Below are 17,691 nucleotides of genomic sequence, written 5' to 3'. Positions count from 1 at the left end.
GCTCGCTCCTACAGGAGTGGACGCCTTAAAGCCTGAAATGCCCCACCATCCCCTTCAACTCAACGCCCAGCTGCGCCAACTGAATACTGGACGCTGCGTTCCCCTGCATCGCCAACGATGATTGATCCGCACTGGCGCGAATGCTGGTAACACTGCGATTGATCTCCTCCGCCACCGAGCTCTGCTCTTCGGCAGCCGCCGCAATCTGCTGGTTCATCTGCTGGATCAACGACACCGCCGCCGCGATGCTCCCCAGCGCACTCTCGGTCTGCAATGCATCGCTCACCGCCAGTTTCACCAACTCGCCACTGTTCTGAATCTGCTGCACCGACGACTGCGCTGCCGAACGCAAAGCGCTGACCAAGCGCTCGATTTCCTCGGTTGATTGCTGGGTCCGCTTGGCCAGGGCACGCACTTCGTCGGCCACCACCGCAAACCCTCTGCCCTGCTCACCGGCACGGGCGGCCTCGATCGCCGCGTTCAACGCCAACAGGTTGGTTTGTTCGGCGACGCTTTTGATTACACCCAACACCGCGCCGATGTTCTGGATTTGTGCACTCAGGCTTTCGATACTTGAACTGGCCGACGTTGCAGAGTCCGCCAACTGTTCGATCCGCGCCATGCTCTGACGCACCACCTGCTGACCGCTTTCAACTTTGCCATCCGCTGTCTGCGCGGCTCGGGCGGCCTCTTCCGCATTGCGTGCGACGTCGTGCACGGTGGCGGTCATTTGATTCATCGCCGTGGCAACCTGTTCGGTTTCTTCCTTTTGGCTGCTGACTTCGAGGTTGGTTTGCTCCGTCACCGCCGACAGTGATTGAGCGGAAGTCGACAACTGCTCGATGCCTGACTGCAAACCGCTGACGATCTGGCTGAGCCCTGCGCCCATTTGCTGCATCGCCTTCATCAACTGGCCTATTTCGTCACGGCGTGTCACCTCAACCGTCGTACTCAAATCCCCCGCAGCAATCTGCTGTGCGACGTGGATCACACTGCGCAACGGCGCCACGATCAAGCGGGTAATCAGCCACGCGGCAATGAATCCGACCAACAATGCCAACGCAGAAGAGCCGATGATCAGAAGCGAGTTCTTTTCCAGTTCGGCCTGCATCGACCGGTCTTCGGCCACGTAAGCCTGATCCACCCGTTCAACCACTTGACCTGCGCGCTGGTGCAGTTGCTGGTAGACGGTTTTTTCCTGCTCCAGCAGGCCGGTGTACTCGGCAAGTTTGTCGCTGAAGCTGGCGATATGGCCCGTCACCTCGTTAAGGACGGTCTGATAGCCTTCGTCCTTGACCATGGTTTTGAGCTGCTCAGCCTGGATCAGCGCCTGACTGGCCTGTTCGATTTTGCCCTGCCCGGCGCTGTCATCACCCTTGCGGCTCTGGTCCAGGCGTACGCGCGCTTCGTTCATGGCCTGCAGCATCAACCGCGACACCTGACTGACCTGACTGGCTTGCTCGATGAATTGCGCACCGTCCTTGCCTTCGGAATCCTTCAAGGCATAGGCACCATCATCGGCGAGCCCGGCCTGCAACACGTCAAGATTGTTGGCCACACTGGAGACCGACCAACTGGCCATTTCCAGCGCAAGGTCCTTGGCTTGACTGAGTGAGACAAATTCGTCAAACGCCTTGCGGTATGCACCCAGGGACTGTTCGACGTCATTCATCACCGGCACGTTGGCCGCAGACTCAGACTTGAGCTGATTGGCCAGGGCGATCAGACCGTCAACGCCCTCGTGCAAGGCATCGACGGTTTTCGGGTTTGCGTGCAAGGCATATTCCTGCTCCAGCAGCCGCACCTTGAGCAAACCACTGTTGAGCGACGACATCTGTTTCAACCCGTCGAAGCGCTGGCTGATGGTTTGCAGAGACCAGACCCCAATGCCTGCCACCAAGGCGGTCAACAACAGCACAAGCAGAAAACCTGTACCCAGTTTCTTCGCCATACCGAGGTTGGCAAAACGTCCCTGCACGGCCGAATTCATTGCACTTGATCCCCTGCCATAGTCTGTGGACGAAGACTCTCAACGGGCTTGTAGCAACACAAGACGCTGGCGCCTGAATAATGGCAAAAAGCTACGCCAACGTCGTTTTCAGAACGCTTGAGGTCGATCCGCAGCCGTGGCCTGGAAGAACGCCCGGGCCCGAGGATCGCAGGCATACGCCACGTTGATGCGCTGCCAGCCACAGGGTTTGCCGGCAGGGCTGAACGCAGTGTTTGAAGATAGCTGCACGCCAAAGCGCCGTGCCTGCGCCTGGACCTGATCAAGGTCTGACATTCGTGAGCGCGCCCAAATGTACAACCCCCCCGCCGGTTTTGCGAAAACCTCCCAGTCGGCATCTTCAAGCAGCTGTAATGCCGCCAGCCTGTTGCTGCTCAACCGTTGTGCCTGGCGCTGCACCAGGCCTCGATAGGCACCACTGGCCAACAGAGACGCCAACACCGATTCACAAAATAGCGAGGCGCCCATGCTGCTGATCATCTTGACCTCGGCCAGACGCGAAATCACTTCGCCACTGGCCACCACGAAACCGACCCGCAAGGAACTGCTGAGGGTCTTGGAATAGCTGCCGACGTAGATCACGTTGTCATCCAGTGCCGCCAACCGCGTGCCTGGCCCGGTGTGCAAATCTGCATAGACGTCGTCTTCGATCAGCAGAACGCCATGGGTGCTGGCCAGTTGCACAACCTGCCGCGCCATCATGGGCGCAAGGCTGCTGCCGGTCGGGTTGTGATGGAAGCTGTTGATGAACAACCCGCGCGGCCGGTGCTTGAGCAACAACGCTTCAAGGACTTCGATGTCCGGCCCTCGCGGGGTTCGTGGCACTTCAATCATGCCGATACCGTGCAGTTTGAGCAGGTCGAAGAGCAAGGGATCACCAGGGCTTTCAACCACGACACAATCACCGGACTGGAACAGCGTTCGTACAATCAGGTCAAGCCCTTGACTGGCTCCCGTCGTGGTCACGATTTGATTCTCTTGCGTCGTAATACCCAGGCTTTTGAGACGTTTGAGGATCTGTTGACGCAACGCTGGCAGGCCCAGCGGCGTGCCGTAGCTGAACAGAGCCGCCATGTCGGTGCGGCTGACCCGGCGGATCGCGTAACTCAGGTCATCCGTCTCGCGCCAACTCTCGGGCAAGCCGCCGCAACCCAGCCTCAACTCCTCACTCCGGCTTGAACCCTGAAGGAGGATTTCACCCTCCTTCGCGGATGCTGCCGGATCAGCAACCCAATAGCCGCCCCGATGACGTGACAGCAGCAGACCCTGCGCGACCAAACGGTCGCAGGCCTCGGAAACCGTCGATTGACTGAGCAGATTGATCCGCGCGATGTGCCGTACCGAAGGCAAGCGTACGCCGGGGGCTACTGCGCTGGAGCGAAGCCAGCAGGCCAGCGCATCGACGATTTGCTGTACGACCGGCACCAATGCCTGTCGATCGATTCTCAACTCCATGAGCTAGCAAACTCCTGTCCGTTTTGCGAAAAACAGTTAATCACAGGAACGCTCGACGGGATGTGCGAGAACACCGTCAAAACTTGCAATTCTTACCGTTTGAAACACATTCTCCGGTCGCCTGTTGGCGTGATGCTACAACTCAAAAAAATGTTGGATCGAGCAAAAAAAACGTGGCGAGGGAGCTTGCTCCCGCTGGGTCGCGAAGCGGCCCCACCTCTTTGCCAAACGAGATGGGACTGCTACGCAGTCCAGCGGGAGCAAGCTCCCTCGCCACAGGTCATGTCATACAGGCGTGGGTCAGAACGCTGTCACGCCACCGTCTACCGCCAACGAATGCCCGGTGGTGAAGGCCGCGCCATCGCTGCACAGGTACAGCACCGCGCTGGCAATTTCCTCGACCTTGCCGATGCGACCCACCGGATGCATGGCATTGGCGAACTCGCCCTTTTTCGGGTCGGCTTCATAGGCGCGACGGAACATGTCGGTATCGATGACTGCCGGGCACACCGCGTTGACCCGGATCTTTTTCTTGGCGTATTCGATGGCGGCCGATTTGGTCAGGCCGATCACCGCATGCTTGGACGCCGCGTAGATGCTCATTTTTGGCGCCGCCCCCAGGCCGGCGACCGAGGCAGTGTTGACGATCGCACCGCCGCCCTGGACCAGCAGCAATGGCAACTGGTACTTCATGCACAGCCAGACGCCTTTGACATTGACGCCCATGATCGCGTCGAACTCGTCGACGGTGCCTTCGGCCAGTTTGCCTTTTTCGATCTCGATGCCGGCATTGTTGAAGGCATAGTCGAGGCGCCCGTAAGTGTTGATCACCTCCTCCATCAGGTTTTTCACGTCGTTTTCCAGCGTCACATTGCAGCGCACGAAGGTCGCTTCGCCGCCCGCCGTACGAATCAGCGCTACTGTGCCCTCACCGCCCGCCGTGTCCATATCGGCCACCACCACCTTCAGGCCTTCGGCGGCAAATGCCTGGGCGGTTGCGCGACCAATGCCGGCCGCTGCACCTGTCACCACTGCCACCTGACCGGAAAACGTCATGCTCATTGTTATGCCCTCGGAAGAGAAGAATGCGGGAAGTTACGTGCCCCCAGTCTAGGCACAGGGACCTTGGGCGCGGCAGCACTATCAAAAGGCCGGTTGGACGCCCATGAGTTGCAGTGATGGACCTGCCGGCAGCTCCATCACCACACTGGATCGGCGTGTATTCGCCACATCAGCCAGACTTGCAGCCGCGACGCTAAGCAGCTATCAACAAGGCTTCATTCATCTTGAGTGCCTGTCATGACTTCCCAGACCAACCGTCAATTCCTGCTCGCCAAACGTCCGGTAGGCGCGGCGACCCGCGAGACATTCACTTATCAGGAAGTACCGGTCGGCGAACCGGCGGCGGGTCAGATCCTGGTCAAAAACGAATACCTGTCGCTTGATCCGGCGATGCGCGGCTGGATGAACGAAGGCAAGTCCTACATTCCGCCGGTCGGTCTTGGCGAAGTCATGCGCGCATTGGGTGTAGGCAAAGTCGTTGCCTCGAATAATCCAGGCTTCGCGGTCGGGGACTACGTCAATGGCGCCCTTGGCGTGCAGGACTACTTCCTCGGTGAGCCGCGAGGCTTCTACAAGGTCGATCCCAACCTGGCGCCGCTGCCGCGTTACTTGTCCGCGCTGGGCATGACCGGGATGACGGCGTACTTCGCCCTGCTCGACGTGGGCGCTCCGAAGGCCGGTGACACGGTGGTGTTGTCGGGCGCAGCGGGTGCAGTGGGCAGCATTGCCGGGCAAATCGCCAAGATCAAAGGATGCCGGGTTGTCGGCATCGCCGGTGGCGCGGACAAGTGCAAGTTCCTCATCGATGAATTGGGGTTCGACGGGGTTATCGATTACAAGAATGAAGATGTGATCGCCGGCCTTAAGCGCGAGTGCCCGAAAGGTGTGGACGTGTATTTCGACAACGTCGGTGGCGACATTCTCGACGCCGTGTTGAGCCGTCTGAACATGAAAGCGCGGGTGGTGATTTGCGGCGCCATCAGCCAGTACAACAACAAGGAAGCGGTCAAAGGCCCGGCCAACTACCTGTCGCTGCTGGTCAACCGCGCGCGCATGGAAGGTTTTGTGGTCATGGACTACGCCGCCCAGTTCGCTGCCGCAGGGCAGGAAATGGCCGGCTGGATGGCCAAGGGGCAGCTCAAGAGCAAGGAAGACATTGTCGAAGGACTGGAGACGTTCCCGGAGACGCTGATGAAGTTATTCAGCGGGGAGAATTTCGGGAAGTTGGTGTTGAAGGTTTAACGTTGCCCTTGTAGGAGCTGGCTTGCCAGCGATCGCATCACCGCGATTACACAGGTAAACCGTGGTGATGCGATCGCCGGCAAGCCGGCTCCTACAGGCTGGATGTTTACGCCAGTTCGGCCACGACCGATGCCAGCGCCTTGGCCGGATCCGCCGCCTGGCTGATCGGACGGCCGATCACCAGATAGTCCGAGCCGGCATCCAGTGCCTGACGCGGCGTCAGGATGCGGCGTTGATCGTCCTGGGCGCTGCCCGCAGGACGAATCCCCGGGGTCACCAGTTGCAGCGACGGGTGCGCCGTTTTCAGGGCCTGGGCTTCCAGGGCCGAGCACACCAGACCGTCCATCCCGGCTTTTTCCGCCAGCGCAGCCAGACGCAGCACCTGCTCCTGCGGCTCGATATCCAGACCGATACCCGCCAGATCCTCACGCTCCATGCTGGTCAGCACGGTCACGCCGATCAGCAGTGGCTGCGGGCCGCTGCGCTTGTCCAGCACTTCACGGCACGCGGCCATCATGCGCAGGCCACCGGAGCAATGCACGTTGACCATCCATACGCCCATTTCCGCAGCAGCCTTGACGGCCATGGCGGTGGTGTTCGGGATGTCGTGGAACTTGAGGTCCAGGAACACTTCGAAACCCTTGTCGCGCAGGGTGCCGACGATTTCCGAGGCGCAGCTGGTGAACAGTTCTTTACCGACTTTGACCCGGCACAGCTTCGGGTCCAACTGATCGGCCAGCTTCAGTGCGGCGTCACGGGTAGGGAAATCCAGGGCGACGATGATAGGAGTCTGGCAGGCGGACATGAGTGGGCTCTCAGGCAAGTCGAAATCGGCGCGCATTGTAGCGGAACCAGCGTCGCTGCGGGACCCGATGATCGGTAAATCGTCGCAGCATTACAGGAAAGACTAGCTCCCGGCGCAAAAAACCTCAGGGCCGACGATCTTCAACCCGCGCCTGAGTCTTGCTCCAGTCGGTCAACAGGCTGTAAGCCACCGCCAGCAACGTAGGCCCGATGAACAGGCCGATGAAGCCAAAGGCAATCAAACCGCCAAACACCCCCAGCAGCACAATGACCAGCGGCAGATTACCGCCACGGCTGATCAGGTACGGTTTGAGCACGTTGTCGACGCCACTGATGATGAACATGCCCCAGGCCCCGAGAAACATGGCCATTCCATATTCACCTTTCCAGGCCAGCCAGGCCGTGGCGGGAATCCACACCAGCGGTGGCCCCATCGGGATCAGGCTGAGCAGGAAAGTCGCGATACCGAGCACCAGCGCCCCCGGCACTCCAGCAATCAGGAACCCGATCAATGCCAGGATGGCCTGGGCCGCTGCCGTGCCGATCACGCCGTTGACCACTCGCTGTACCGTGCCCGCCACCAATTCAATGTAGTAAGTGGCACGCTGGCCGATCAGCCGCTCCAGCAGGCTGTGCACAAATACCGCCAGTCGCGGCCCGTCGCGATAGAAAAAGAAGACGAAAACGATGCTCAGGGTCAGCTCGAGAATCCCGCCGCCGATCTGCGCACTGCGCGCCAGGAACCAATTGCCGACCTGCCCCAGGTACGGTTTGAGGCTCACCATCATTGCCGCGCCCTGCTGGTCGATGCTGTTCCAGATCCCGACCAGTCGCTCGCCCACCAACGGAATTGCGCCCAGCCAGGCCGGCGCTTCGGGCAAACCTTCGAGTTGCGCGTCTTTGATGAACACCGTGGCATCACGCACATGGTCCGCCAGGTTGAACCCCAGCCAAACCAGCGGCGCCGCCACCAGCACCATCCAGCCCACGGTCAACAGTGCCGCCGCCAGCGACTCACGGCCGTTGAGCCAGCGAGTCAGCAATCGCATCAGCGGCCAACTGGCAAACGCCAGCACCGCGCCCCAGAACAACGCCGACCAAAACGGCGCCATCACCCATAAACTCGCGCCAAACAGCGCAACGAGCAGGATCTGCACCAACAGGCGATCGTTATTGAGCATTTTGAATCCCGAAAAAACTGTCAGCAAAAGAGTAGGCGAACGTGGCGCCCACGTTCACCCGGTGAAGCCTACCGCAATAGTTCGATGTGCAGGCCAGAGCCTTCAACGCTGCCGGTTTCCATCCTGGCGGTCCTCACACCTTGAGTGATCAACGCCTGGCGCCAGGCCTCGGCATTGGCCCCGGAAATACTGACCCGCAGCGTGGTGTCGAGGTTCAGGCCCCGGGAAATCAGGCGCAGCCAGGTTTCGTCAGGCGCGTCGATCAGTTTCGGGAAATCGAGTTCGCCAGTGCTCTTGAGCTCACGCAGCAAGGTCGCAGACGTCGGCAGCAAATCGCCCAGCGGCGCGGAGGCGTCGAACTGTTCGACATGCAGGTAGGCTTTGCGATTGCCACGGGTGATGCTGTAAAGCGCCACCAGCGTGTTGTCCTGGGGTGCTGCAAGGCGCAACAGCAAATAGGCTTGCTGATCATCGGCGCCATATAACTTGGCGTTGCCGAAGACTTCATTGGCCCACAGGCTGCTTTCACCGCAATCACGGGCCTGACACCAGAACAGCAATTGCGCGTCCTGCTTCTGCAAGGCTTCGCGGGCGGCGGTGAAGGCGTCGATGGAAGAATGTTCCGGCGGCAATTCATAGGTCACCGAAGTGGCCCGCCCACGGGCACTGACCTGACCGTCGAAACGCAACTGACCGCTGATTTTACGAATCGAGCCCAAGGGGTAGATCCGCTCCAGCTCAACCGAGGGGCGATAGTCGACGATCTGGGCGTCGGCCATACGCGGCACGATCGGCAGGTCCTGACTGCCCGGTACATCGGCGGCAAACAACAAAGGACTGAAACAGCACAGCGCCAGCAGATTGATTGAACGCATGAATAGACTCATCGGATCAGCATGGCCTGGGCACCCTTGATGACGCTCGCTTCATCGGCGCGCTGTGGCACCTGCAAGCCACGTTGTACCGCCGGACGCGCCTCCAGGGTCGCCATCCAGCGTTGCAACGCCGTCAGCCCATCCACCGAGACGCCCGACCACTCGTAGCCGCGCACCCATGGAAACGTTGCGATGTCGGCGATGCTGTATTCACCGGCCAGGAACTCAACGGATTGCAGGCGTGTATCGAGCACTTCGTAGAGGCGCCGGGTTTCGTGTTGATAGCGGTCGATGGCGCCCTGGAGTTTTTCCGGGAAATAGCGGAAGAACACATTGGCCTGCCCTTGCATGGGTCCGATTCCGCCCATCTGGAACATCAGCCACTGCAACACCAGCGAGCGCCCCTTGGGGTCGGCGGGCAGCAGTTTGCCGGTCATTTCAGCGAGGTAAATCAGGATTGCGCCGGACTCGAACACGGCGAAATCGCCATTGGCGCGGTCGACAATCGCCGGAATCCGGCCATTGGGGTTGATCTTGAGGAAGTCCGGTGACTTCTGTTCCTTTTTGTCGAAACTCAAGGCATGCACCGAGTAGGGCACGCCGAGTTCCTCGAGCACGATAGAGACCTTGTGGCCATTCGGGGTCGCAGCGGTGTAGAGATCTATCATGGTTGTCTCCCTTTTCAACCCGCCAAGCCTCGACAGTTGCCCGGCGCAAGTCAAGGAATGGCGAAGAACCGATTGAAACAGTCTGCGACAAGATCGGCACCGGACTCGTCATTCAGGTGCAAATGGTGGCCGCCTGGCAGCTGTTCCCGGCTAAAGGGTAGACGCTCCAGCAACTCAGGGTGTTTGGCGAGCATGCCGTCGGCAGCAACCACCAGTTTTGCAGGGCAATTGATCCGCTGGACGAAGGCCATCGCCTGTTCTGTTGTAAGACGCAGCGGTGATGGCAGCGTGAGACGATTGTCGGTGCGCCAGGTGTAACCGCCCGGCACCGGCATCAGTCCACGTTGCGCCAGCAGCTCGGCGGCTTCGCGACTGACCGCCACCAGCCCTTTCATGCGTGCTTCGATGGCACGGTCGAGCGTGTCGTACACCGGTTTGCGTTTTTCCCGCAAGTCCAGTTGCGCTTGCAGGGCCATGCCCATGCGCTCGGCGGCATTGGCGGCATTGTCAGTAGGAGGAATAAGACCGTCGATCAAGGCCAGATGGGTGACGCGATCCGGCAAGGAACCGGCGATGATCAACGACGCGATAGCACCCATCGAGTGCCCCAGCAACGCAAACCGCTTCAGTCCAAGTTGTTCGGCGACTTGCAGTACATCGTGGGCGTAGTCCCACATGGCATAGCCTGCCCCAGCGGGTCGATGCCCGGAATGACCGTGACCGGCCATGTCCAGGGCAATGATGCGCAAGCCTTTGAGCTTGGGCGCCAGGCGGGCAAAGCTGTTGGCGTTGTCCAGCCAGCCGTGCAAGGCAATGACCGGTAAACCGTTTTCAGGGCCGAACAAGTGCGCCGCCAGCTCGATGTGCGGCAGGCTCAGACGGACTTCTTCGACGACATGGCTCATGCGCAATCCTGCTGCTGGCGCCCGCCCCAGCGGTCGAACAGGTCTTTGAGCAGCACGGCGGTGTCCTGCGGTCGTTCGAGGGGGAACATATGGCCGCCAGGCATGGACAGGGACTCACCCAATGGCATCCGCCCGACCGAACTGGCGTGGTGGCGCATCACCACCTTGCTTGTGTGCCCGCGAACCACTGCCAACGGCACTTTCAACTGGCGGGTGCTGCCAGGACTGGTATGCGGCACGCCGCGGTAGATGCTGATTTCCGTCGCCGGATCGAAACGCAGGCGCAGCTTGTCGCCGACCTTATGCAAGCCGTGTTGCAGGTACGCGTCGAAGCATTCCGGGTCGAAGCTGCGAAACAGGTTTTTGCCGGCGAAATAGTGACGGGCGCTTTCCAGGTCGGAAAACTCCTCGCGACGACCCAGCGTACGCCCGGCCGGTGTCAGCCGATCGATGAAACCAAAGCGCTTGGCCGCGCGAATGACCCATTGATCGGTGCGGGTCAGTACCGGCGAATCGAGCATCACCACGCCGCGATACAACTCGGGACAACGCAATGCCGCATGCAAATGCAGGACACCGCCAAAGGAGTGGCCAACGCCCCACACCGGATCCGATTGTTGTTGCAGGTGATGAATCAGCTCATCCACCAGGTTGTACCAGTTGTCGTCCGCCGGGAAACGCGGGTCATGGGCGTGCTGCTCCAGATGCGTCACCTGAAACTCGGGTGCCAGCGCCGCAAACAACTTGCCGTAGGTTCCCGATGGAAAACCATTGGCGTGGGCGAAAAATATCTGTTGCGACATACCTGCAAATCCATGAGCGAGAACAGGCGTTGATTGTCCGCAAGACGGCGTCCTGCAGCAATGACCGTAACTGACAGGAATGATGACAGTCCGGCCATGCGAATACCGATCCCTGTAAGAGCGAGCTGGCTCGCGATGAACTCAAGCGCACCGCGTTTTCCCGGTAACCCGCGTTATCGTTAGCGACCATCGCGAGCGAGCTCGCTCCTACAGAGGAACGCAGGTTTCAACGGGCTGGTGGATTTTCACCCAGCGGCACCACCGCCATTGTCAACCGCGACACACAACTGGCCTTGCCCTCGTCACTGGTCAGACGGATATCCCAAACGTGTGTCGTGCGACCAATGTGGATCGGTTTGGCTACCGCCGTCACCCGCCCGCTGCGCAAGCCGCGCAAGTGGTTGGCATTGATTTCCAGGCCCACGCAGTAGAACTTGCTGGCGTCGATGCACAGATAGCTCGCCATGGAACCGACCGATTCGGCCAGCACCACCGAGGCACCGCCATGCAGCAAGCCGTAAGGCTGGTGAGTGCGGTGGTCGATGACCATGCTCGCCGTCAGCGACTCTTCGTCGAAGGCTTCGAAACGGATGTCCAGCACTTCGCCGATGGTGTTTTTCTGGATTGCGTTCAACTGCTCGATGTTGGGAGTGGTACGCCACAGACTCATCGCAGATTTTCCTTGTTGGTTTTGTTCGTGGATCAATCCTGCCACAGCACCGCTTCGCTGTGCTCGCTCCATTCTGCAAAGCGTTCGCCATACGCAGCTTCGATCACGTTGCGCTTGATCTTCAGGGTCGGCGTGAGAAAGCCGTTCTCTACCGCCCAACTGTCCTTGACCACCACAAGCCGCCGCAGGCGTTCGTGTTTATCGAGCGCCCCATTGACCTCTTCCAGGAGTTTTTCCAGGCTGGAATGCAAGCCCGCCCGCGCTTCTTGCTGGCCGACGGCCGATAGCACGCACAAGCCCAGCGGCGCACTCAATCCATCCCCGACCACACAGACCTGCTCGATGCGCGAGTGCACCGCCAGCCGGTTTTCAATCGGCGCCGGGGCCACGTATTTGCCCTTGCTGGTCTTGAAGATTTCCTTCAGGCGCCCGGTCAGGCGCAGGTTGCCTTCGGCGTCTTCTTCGCCCTTGTCACCGGTGCGCAGAAAACCGTCCTCGGTGATGGTGTCGGCGGTTTTTTCCGGTTCTTTGAAATACCCGAGCATGGTTGCGCCACTGCGCACCATGACCTCCCCGGTCTCGGCGATCCGCACCTCGACTTCCGGGCACGGCTTGCCGATCCAGCCCGGTTTGTTCTGGCCCGGCAGACCGATATGGGAATAACCGCAGCTTTCGGTCATGCCGTAAACCTCCAGCACATCCAGGCCCAGCTTGCGATACCACAACAGCAAGGTCTGCGGCACGGGTGCAGCACCCGAGAGCGCAACGCGCAAGGCATCCAGCCCGAGCCCGGCGAGGACTTTATGCCCCACCCGTTTACCGATAAATGGCAGACCAAGGAGGAAATCCAGGCGCTTTGCCGGGATCTTGCTGTACACGCCCATCTGGAACTTGGTCCAGATGCGCGGCACGCCAAACAGCGCGGTTGGCCGCGCCCTTTGCAGGTCAGTGAGAAAGGTGTCGAGACTCTCGGCAAAGAACACGGTCTGGCCGGTATAGATCGACGCCAGTTCGACAAACATCCGCTCGGCCACATGGCACAGCGGCAGATAGGACAGCAACCGGTCCGACTCATTGAGGCCGAACAACGAGGTGCCGCGGGTGGTGGCGAATCCCAGATTGCCGAAGCTGTGCATCACGCCTTTGGGCATGCCGGTGGTGCCGGAGGTGTAAATAATGGTGGCGAGTTGATCGGCGGCAGGTTTTGGATCGTCCTGGATCGGCGAGCTACCTTGCAGGTCGGCCCAGCTGAAATCGAATGTGCCAGGCGGATGCAGCGGCAGGCTGATGGTCGGCAGGTCAGGATTGACCCCGCGGGACATGCCGGGCCAATCGTCGAGTTTGCCGATGAAGGCGAGCGCCGCTTCCGAGTGTTCGAGGACCTGGGCAACGGTCTCGGCGGTGAGGTTGGGGTACAACGGCACCGAGACATGCCCGGCCATCCAGATCGCCAGGTCGGCAATGATCCAGTGCGCGCAGTTTTTTGAAATCAGGGCGATGTGGCTGCCTTGCGGAAGCTCTCGCGCTCGCAACCAATGCGCAGCACAACGGGCTTGATGACCGACATCCGCCCAAGTCAGGGTTTCGACCTGGCCGCCTCCGACAGGCTGGACCAAAAAGCGCTGGCGCGGATGACGCGCCTCACGCTCGTAGAAAAGGTCCAGTGGCAAACGAAAAGCAGCAGACATGACTCGCTCCTGTTTTTTTGGTCTGGAGCAAGCGTAGTCAACCAAGCAAGTGCTTGGTTGATTTTTTTGCATCAAAAGATCGCAGCCTGCGGCAGCTCCTGCACAAGAATGGCGTACATCCTGTAGGCGCTGCCGCAGGCTGCGATCTTTGCTTTTAGGGGCGCTTGAGACTGTTGAGGCGCATCGACCCGACAAGCAGCTCATTGCTTTCGAGCTCAGCCAGAGCGGCCGTGCTGACCCGCTCCGGCGGATGCCCCGCGCCATGCTGCAGGTAGCTCAACAGATTCCCCACCAGCGGATTGTGGCTGACCAGCAGTACATCGCTCACCGCCACCATTTGCTCGGCGACCTTGTCCGGCTCGGTGTCCGGCGTCAGCCACTCGACGGTGCGGATCTCCGGCTCGAACCCCAAAACCTCGCGCACCAGATGCGCGGTCTCCTGCGCTCGCAGGTACGGGCTGGCATAGATCGCCGTCAGCGGCTTCCCCATCAACTGCTCGGCGCTGCGCAGCACTTCCTCACGACCGTGGTCCGTCAACTCCCGCTCCGAATCGTGGGGGCGGGACCCGTGCGGTACAGCTTCACCATGACGTAATACCCAGAGTTTCATAGCTTGGGTTCCTCATCTCGGGCCGGATGCGGTGCAGGCGCCACGACGTGCGGCGCTTCACCTTCCGGTGTACGCGGCGTCGGCCAGTCGGCGAACGGCCAGGGTTTCTGGTCGCTGTGGAAGCTGCCGAAACGACCGATCTGCGCCAGGAACTGGCTCAGGCTGTCGCCGAAGTTCATCAGGCTGGCGCTCGGGGCGCCATAAAATAAACGATAGATCAACTGCACCAGCACGACGACGCCGAGGATGAACTGCGCCACCTGCCAGACCAGCACAAAGACGATCATCCACAGTACCCGCAGCAGGATGGATTCGTACTTGGCTTCTACTTTTTGATCGTTCATGTCTCGCTCCGTTCCTGTTAAGTAGAGGGCTCAGTTGAAACCGCTGGTGGAAATGAAATCGACGTCGGTTTTCGGTTCGCCGCGCATCAACAGGCCAATCACCTGCTCAAGCGTGCGCCCTTCGAACAAAATCGCGTGCAGCCCGGCGACCAGCGGCATGTACACGCCTACGTCCTGGGCCTTGGCCTTGAGCACCTTGAGGGTGTTCACCCCTTCGGCGACTTCGCCCAGGCGGGTGACTGCTTCTTCCAGGCTCAAACCCTGACCGAGCGCGAAGCCGACCTGATAATTACGGCTCTTGGGCGACGAACAGGTCACGATCAAATCGCCTACACCCGCCAGGCCCAGGAATGTCATCGGGTTGGCGCCCTGGTTCACCGCGAAGCGGGTCATCTCGGCCAGCGCCCGGGTGATCAGCATGCTCTTGGTGTTTTCGCCCATGCCCAACGCCACTGCCATGCCGGCGATGATCGCGTACACATTCTTCAGCGCCCCGCCCAACTCCACGCCAAAACGGTCGGCGCTGGCGTAAACGCGGAAGGTGCGACCGTGCAGCGCGGCCTGAACCTGCTGGCACAGCGCTTCGTCTTCACTGGCAACGACAGTGGCCGTCAGCGCATGCTCGGCGATTTCACGGGCCAGGTTGGGCCCGGACAGCACACCGATCCGTGCTTGCGGTGCGATTTCTTCAAGGATCTCGCTCATCAATTTGAAGGTGTGGGCTTCAATGCCTTTGGTCAGGCTGACGAGCATCTTGCCGCTCAAGCGCTCGGCGTGCGGCACCAGCACCGAACGCAGCGCGCTGGAAGGCAACGCGACGAAACACAGATCGCAGGCGTCCAGTGTCGCCTGTATATCGGTGACAGGCGTCACGGAGGGAAGAATTTTGATGCCCTTGAGGTAACGCGGGTTCTCGCGATTGACCCGAATGGCCTCGGCCTGTTCGGGATCACGCATCCACTGAAGGACCTGATGTCCGTTTTCGGCCAGCAAATTAGCCACGGCGGTACCAAAACTTCCGCCTCCCAGGACCGCAATCGGGCGCTGATCAGTCATATGCAATCCGTTAATCCATACCAGTGGCAATGTCGGCATTATACGGAGCGGCCCGGTCGCGGCCAGTCCCCGTGTCAAATAGCGACACCGGTAGCAAGAAGACCCATAAATCCGAGGAAAATGCCGGCATCGCGAATGGAAAATTTGCGCGCCTCGGTTAACATGCGCGCCATCAAACGCCAACAGGGATGTGCTGTGTCTCCGGGTTCCCCTTCGCCACACTCGCCACTGGTCCTCGCGCTGATTTTCAGCTCGCCGGTGCTGGGCGACGATTTGTTCCTCGACAGCGAGCCGTTGCCGCAAGTGCTGACGGCCACGCGCCTGAAGCAATCGCCGGCCGCCGTGCCGGGGAGCATGACCGTGATCGACAGCGCGCTGATCACCGCCAGCGGCGCCCGGGACATCAGCGAACTGCTGCGCCTGGTGCCGGGCATGATGGTCGGCAACATCAGCGGCAATCAGGCGGCCGTGAACTACCACGGCACCAATGCCACCGAAGCACGGCGCATGCAAGTGCTGATCGATGGGCGCTCGGTGTATCGCGCCGGTTTGGCCACGGTGGACTGGAGCGATATTCCGGTGGCCATGGAAGACATCGAGCGCATCGAAGTCTTTCGCGGCCCGAACACCGTCAGTTACGGCGCCAATGCCCTGATGGCGGTCGTCAACGTCATCACCCATCGGCCGGCCGACAGCCACGGGACCCGCCTGAAAGTCACCCAAGGCCAGCGCGGCATCAACGATTTTTATGCCAGTCAGGGCATCGGCTGGAAGGACGGTGATCTGCGCCTGTCGCTGTCCGGCCAACAGGACGATGGATTCGACATCGACCGTACCGGCGCCGACTACCACGACAGTCGCAGCCTCAACCGTTTCAACCTCGCCGTGAGCCAGACGCTCAATGAACGGCAGAGTATCGATTGGCAACTGAATGCCAAGGACGGCACCAACCAGCGCCCTTATACCTATCGACCGGTATTCCCGGGAATTATCCGCGCTGGCGACGATTCCGACGTCACGGCCAAGGACTACGCCGGCTCCTTGCGCTGGAACCTGGACATCAATCCTGACCACAGCCTTTACATCCAGGGCACTGCACAACATTGGGATCGCCAGCAAACCTGGCGCGCCTGTGACGCGGAGATTTCATTCAGCCCGCAGTTGACCGAATTGTGGCAACTCAACCCCAATTACACCGAACGCCTGGCCCGCAATATCACGCGTTTCACCGGCCGTGGTGCGCCGCCCGGTTCGCCGGCCGAACAGGCACTGGCCAATCAGGTTCTCGATCAATGGCGCAATGGCGCCAGCCAGACTGTCTGCGGCGACATAGACCAAAGCACCCGCGAATCGCGCTACGACCTCGAAGTGCAAGACACCCTGAGCCTGTCCGATAGCCTGCGACTGGTCAGCGGCCTGAACTATCGTTACGACCGGGCAGAGTCCGAGACCTACTTCAATGGCACCCTCGATGACACGACCTGGCGGGCGTTCAGCCAGTTCGAGTGGCGCGCTACCGAACACTGGCTGATGCAAGGCGGGGCCATGTTCGAAGATTCCCGGCTGATCGGCCGCTCAGTGTCGCCGCGGGTGGCAGTCAATTACCTGATCAACCCGCGACACGGCTTGCGCGCGGTGTACTCCGAGGCCGTCCGTTCGCCGGACATGTTCGAGAACAACATCAACTGGAGTTATCGGGTCGCCAACCTCAAGCCGGGCGCCTTCGGCCAGTCCAGTGCCCGCTACTTCGTCAAGACCCGTGGCCCCGGCGATCTCGATCAGGAGCACATGCGTTCCCGGGAGCTGGGCTACAACGGCTACTTTGCCGAGCAAGGGATCGCGCTGGATGTGAAGCTGTTCTACGACGAAATCTCCGGCATGATCAGCGAGCCGCTGCGCAACAATCAGTTCATCGCCAGCAACTCGAACAAGTCACGTTTTTCGGGGGCCGAGACCCAGCTCGACTGGCGGGTCGGCAGCCTCGATCGACTGCGCCTGACCTATGCCTATATCGACGTCGACGCGAGTAACCCGCTGGACGCCAGACAGACCGCCCGCAACAGCGGCTCCGCCGGTTGGCTGCGGGACTGGGGCCGGGGCTGGAACAGCGCCCTCTTCTACTATGGAGACGACGCGCTCAACGGATACCGCTTTGAACGGATGGATGCACGCATCGCCAAACGCATCAGCCTGGGCAAGGCCAGCCTGGAACTGGCCGGGGTGCTCCAGCAGCGCCTCGACCATCAGCCAACCACCTTCGCTGAAAATCGCTACGATGAGCGTCATGTGATGTATTTCAGCGCGGAGCTGGAGCTCTAGG

General features: G+C 60.5%; 16 protein-coding genes and 1 pseudogene. 2 read left to right on the top strand and 15 right to left on the bottom strand.

Features of this window, described 5'->3' with window-relative positions:
* Positions 1 to 25: 25 nt before the first annotated feature.
* The 4 genes and pseudogenes from CKW19_RS29435 to CKW19_RS03280 all read right to left on the bottom strand — a co-directional run bounded on the left by CKW19_RS29435 (position 26) and on the right by CKW19_RS03280 (position 4,525).
* A complete protein-coding gene (locus tag CKW19_RS29435) occupies positions 26 to 889 on the bottom strand; it encodes a methyl-accepting chemotaxis protein (protein WP_371856315.1) in 864 nt (287 codons plus the stop codon).
* Positions 884 to 1,111: pseudogene (locus tag CKW19_RS29430) on the bottom strand (HAMP domain-containing protein); the annotation flags it as partial. The gene CKW19_RS29435 and the pseudogene CKW19_RS29430, both read right to left, overlap by 6 nt.
* A 987-nt stretch (positions 1,112 to 2,098) precedes the next feature.
* A complete protein-coding gene (locus CKW19_RS03285) occupies positions 2,099 to 3,463 on the bottom strand; it encodes a PLP-dependent aminotransferase family protein (protein ID WP_095056573.1) in 1,365 nt (454 codons plus the stop codon).
* Positions 3,464 to 3,763: 300 nt separating this feature from the next.
* A complete protein-coding gene (locus CKW19_RS03280) occupies positions 3,764 to 4,525 on the bottom strand; it encodes an SDR family oxidoreductase (protein WP_095056572.1) in 762 nt (253 codons plus the stop codon).
* Positions 4,526 to 4,762: 237 nt separating this feature from the next.
* Here CKW19_RS03280 and CKW19_RS03275 point away from each other — a divergent pair, with 237 nt between their 5' ends.
* Positions 4,763 to 5,767 carry an NADP-dependent oxidoreductase gene (locus CKW19_RS03275; protein ID WP_095056571.1) on the top strand — a complete coding sequence of 335 codons (1,005 nt, stop codon included), beginning with the start codon at positions 4,763 to 4,765 and terminating at the stop codon, positions 5,765 to 5,767.
* 106 nt (positions 5,768 to 5,873) lie between these two features.
* On the opposite strand, the gene pyrF is transcribed toward CKW19_RS03275, so the two are convergent.
* The 11 genes from pyrF to CKW19_RS03220 form a co-directional block, all read right to left on the bottom strand.
* Positions 5,874 to 6,572, bottom strand: coding sequence for an orotidine-5'-phosphate decarboxylase (pyrF, locus tag CKW19_RS03270; protein ID WP_177408769.1), 699 nt, complete (start codon positions 6,570 to 6,572; stop codon positions 5,874 to 5,876).
* A 124-nt stretch (positions 6,573 to 6,696) separates the two neighbouring features.
* Positions 6,697 to 7,752, bottom strand: coding sequence for an AI-2E family transporter (locus CKW19_RS03265; RefSeq protein WP_095056569.1), 1,056 nt, complete (start codon positions 7,750 to 7,752; stop codon positions 6,697 to 6,699).
* A gap of 68 nt (positions 7,753 to 7,820) precedes the next feature.
* The gene (locus tag CKW19_RS03260; RefSeq protein WP_095056568.1) at positions 7,821 to 8,627 is read right to left on the bottom strand and encodes a DUF4892 domain-containing protein; all 807 of its coding nucleotides are present in this window, start codon (positions 8,625 to 8,627) and stop codon (positions 7,821 to 7,823) included.
* Positions 8,628 to 8,635: 8 nt separating this feature from the next.
* Positions 8,636 to 9,295 (bottom strand): glutathione S-transferase family protein, encoded by a 660-nt coding sequence (locus CKW19_RS03255; protein WP_095056567.1) that lies wholly within the window; start codon positions 9,293 to 9,295, stop codon positions 8,636 to 8,638.
* Positions 9,296 to 9,345: 50 nt separating this feature from the next.
* Positions 9,346 to 10,200, bottom strand: a complete 855-nt coding sequence (locus CKW19_RS03250) for an alpha/beta hydrolase (RefSeq protein WP_095056566.1) — start codon at positions 10,198 to 10,200, stop codon at positions 9,346 to 9,348.
* A complete protein-coding gene (locus CKW19_RS03245; RefSeq protein ID WP_095056565.1) occupies positions 10,197 to 11,003 on the bottom strand; it encodes an alpha/beta fold hydrolase in 807 nt (268 codons plus the stop codon). The genes CKW19_RS03250 and CKW19_RS03245 overlap by 4 nt, the downstream gene beginning before the upstream one ends.
* Positions 11,004 to 11,229: 226 nt before the next feature.
* On the bottom strand, positions 11,230 to 11,673 hold the full coding sequence (locus CKW19_RS03240; protein ID WP_095056564.1) for a hotdog fold thioesterase: 444 nt from the start codon (positions 11,671 to 11,673) through the stop codon (positions 11,230 to 11,232).
* Between the two features lie 32 nt (positions 11,674 to 11,705).
* The gene (locus CKW19_RS03235; protein WP_095056563.1) at positions 11,706 to 13,361 is read right to left on the bottom strand and encodes an AMP-binding protein; all 1,656 of its coding nucleotides are present in this window, start codon (positions 13,359 to 13,361) and stop codon (positions 11,706 to 11,708) included.
* A 154-nt stretch (positions 13,362 to 13,515) separates the two neighbouring features.
* On the bottom strand, positions 13,516 to 13,971 hold the full coding sequence (gene sixA / locus CKW19_RS03230; RefSeq protein WP_095056562.1) for a phosphohistidine phosphatase SixA: 456 nt from the start codon (positions 13,969 to 13,971) through the stop codon (positions 13,516 to 13,518).
* Positions 13,968 to 14,315, bottom strand: coding sequence for a DUF4389 domain-containing protein (locus tag CKW19_RS03225; protein WP_095056561.1), 348 nt, complete (start codon positions 14,313 to 14,315; stop codon positions 13,968 to 13,970). Before CKW19_RS03225 ends, sixA begins: the two co-directional genes overlap by 4 nt.
* Before the next feature lie 30 nt (positions 14,316 to 14,345).
* Positions 14,346 to 15,371, bottom strand: coding sequence for an NAD(P)H-dependent glycerol-3-phosphate dehydrogenase (locus CKW19_RS03220; protein WP_095056560.1), 1,026 nt, complete (start codon positions 15,369 to 15,371; stop codon positions 14,346 to 14,348).
* 195 nt (positions 15,372 to 15,566) lie between these two features.
* Here CKW19_RS03220 and CKW19_RS03215 point away from each other — a divergent pair, with 195 nt between their 5' ends.
* On the top strand, positions 15,567 to 17,690 hold the full coding sequence (locus CKW19_RS03215; RefSeq protein ID WP_095056723.1) for a TonB-dependent siderophore receptor: 2,124 nt from the start codon (positions 15,567 to 15,569) through the stop codon (positions 17,688 to 17,690).
* The last annotated feature ends 1 nt before the right edge of the window (position 17,691 follow it).

Source organism: Pseudomonas sp. Irchel s3f7 (assembly GCF_900187615.1).
In the GTDB taxonomy this organism is placed as follows: domain Bacteria; phylum Pseudomonadota; class Gammaproteobacteria; order Pseudomonadales; family Pseudomonadaceae; genus Aquipseudomonas.
This window is presented reverse-complemented; position numbering and strand designations above follow the sequence as displayed.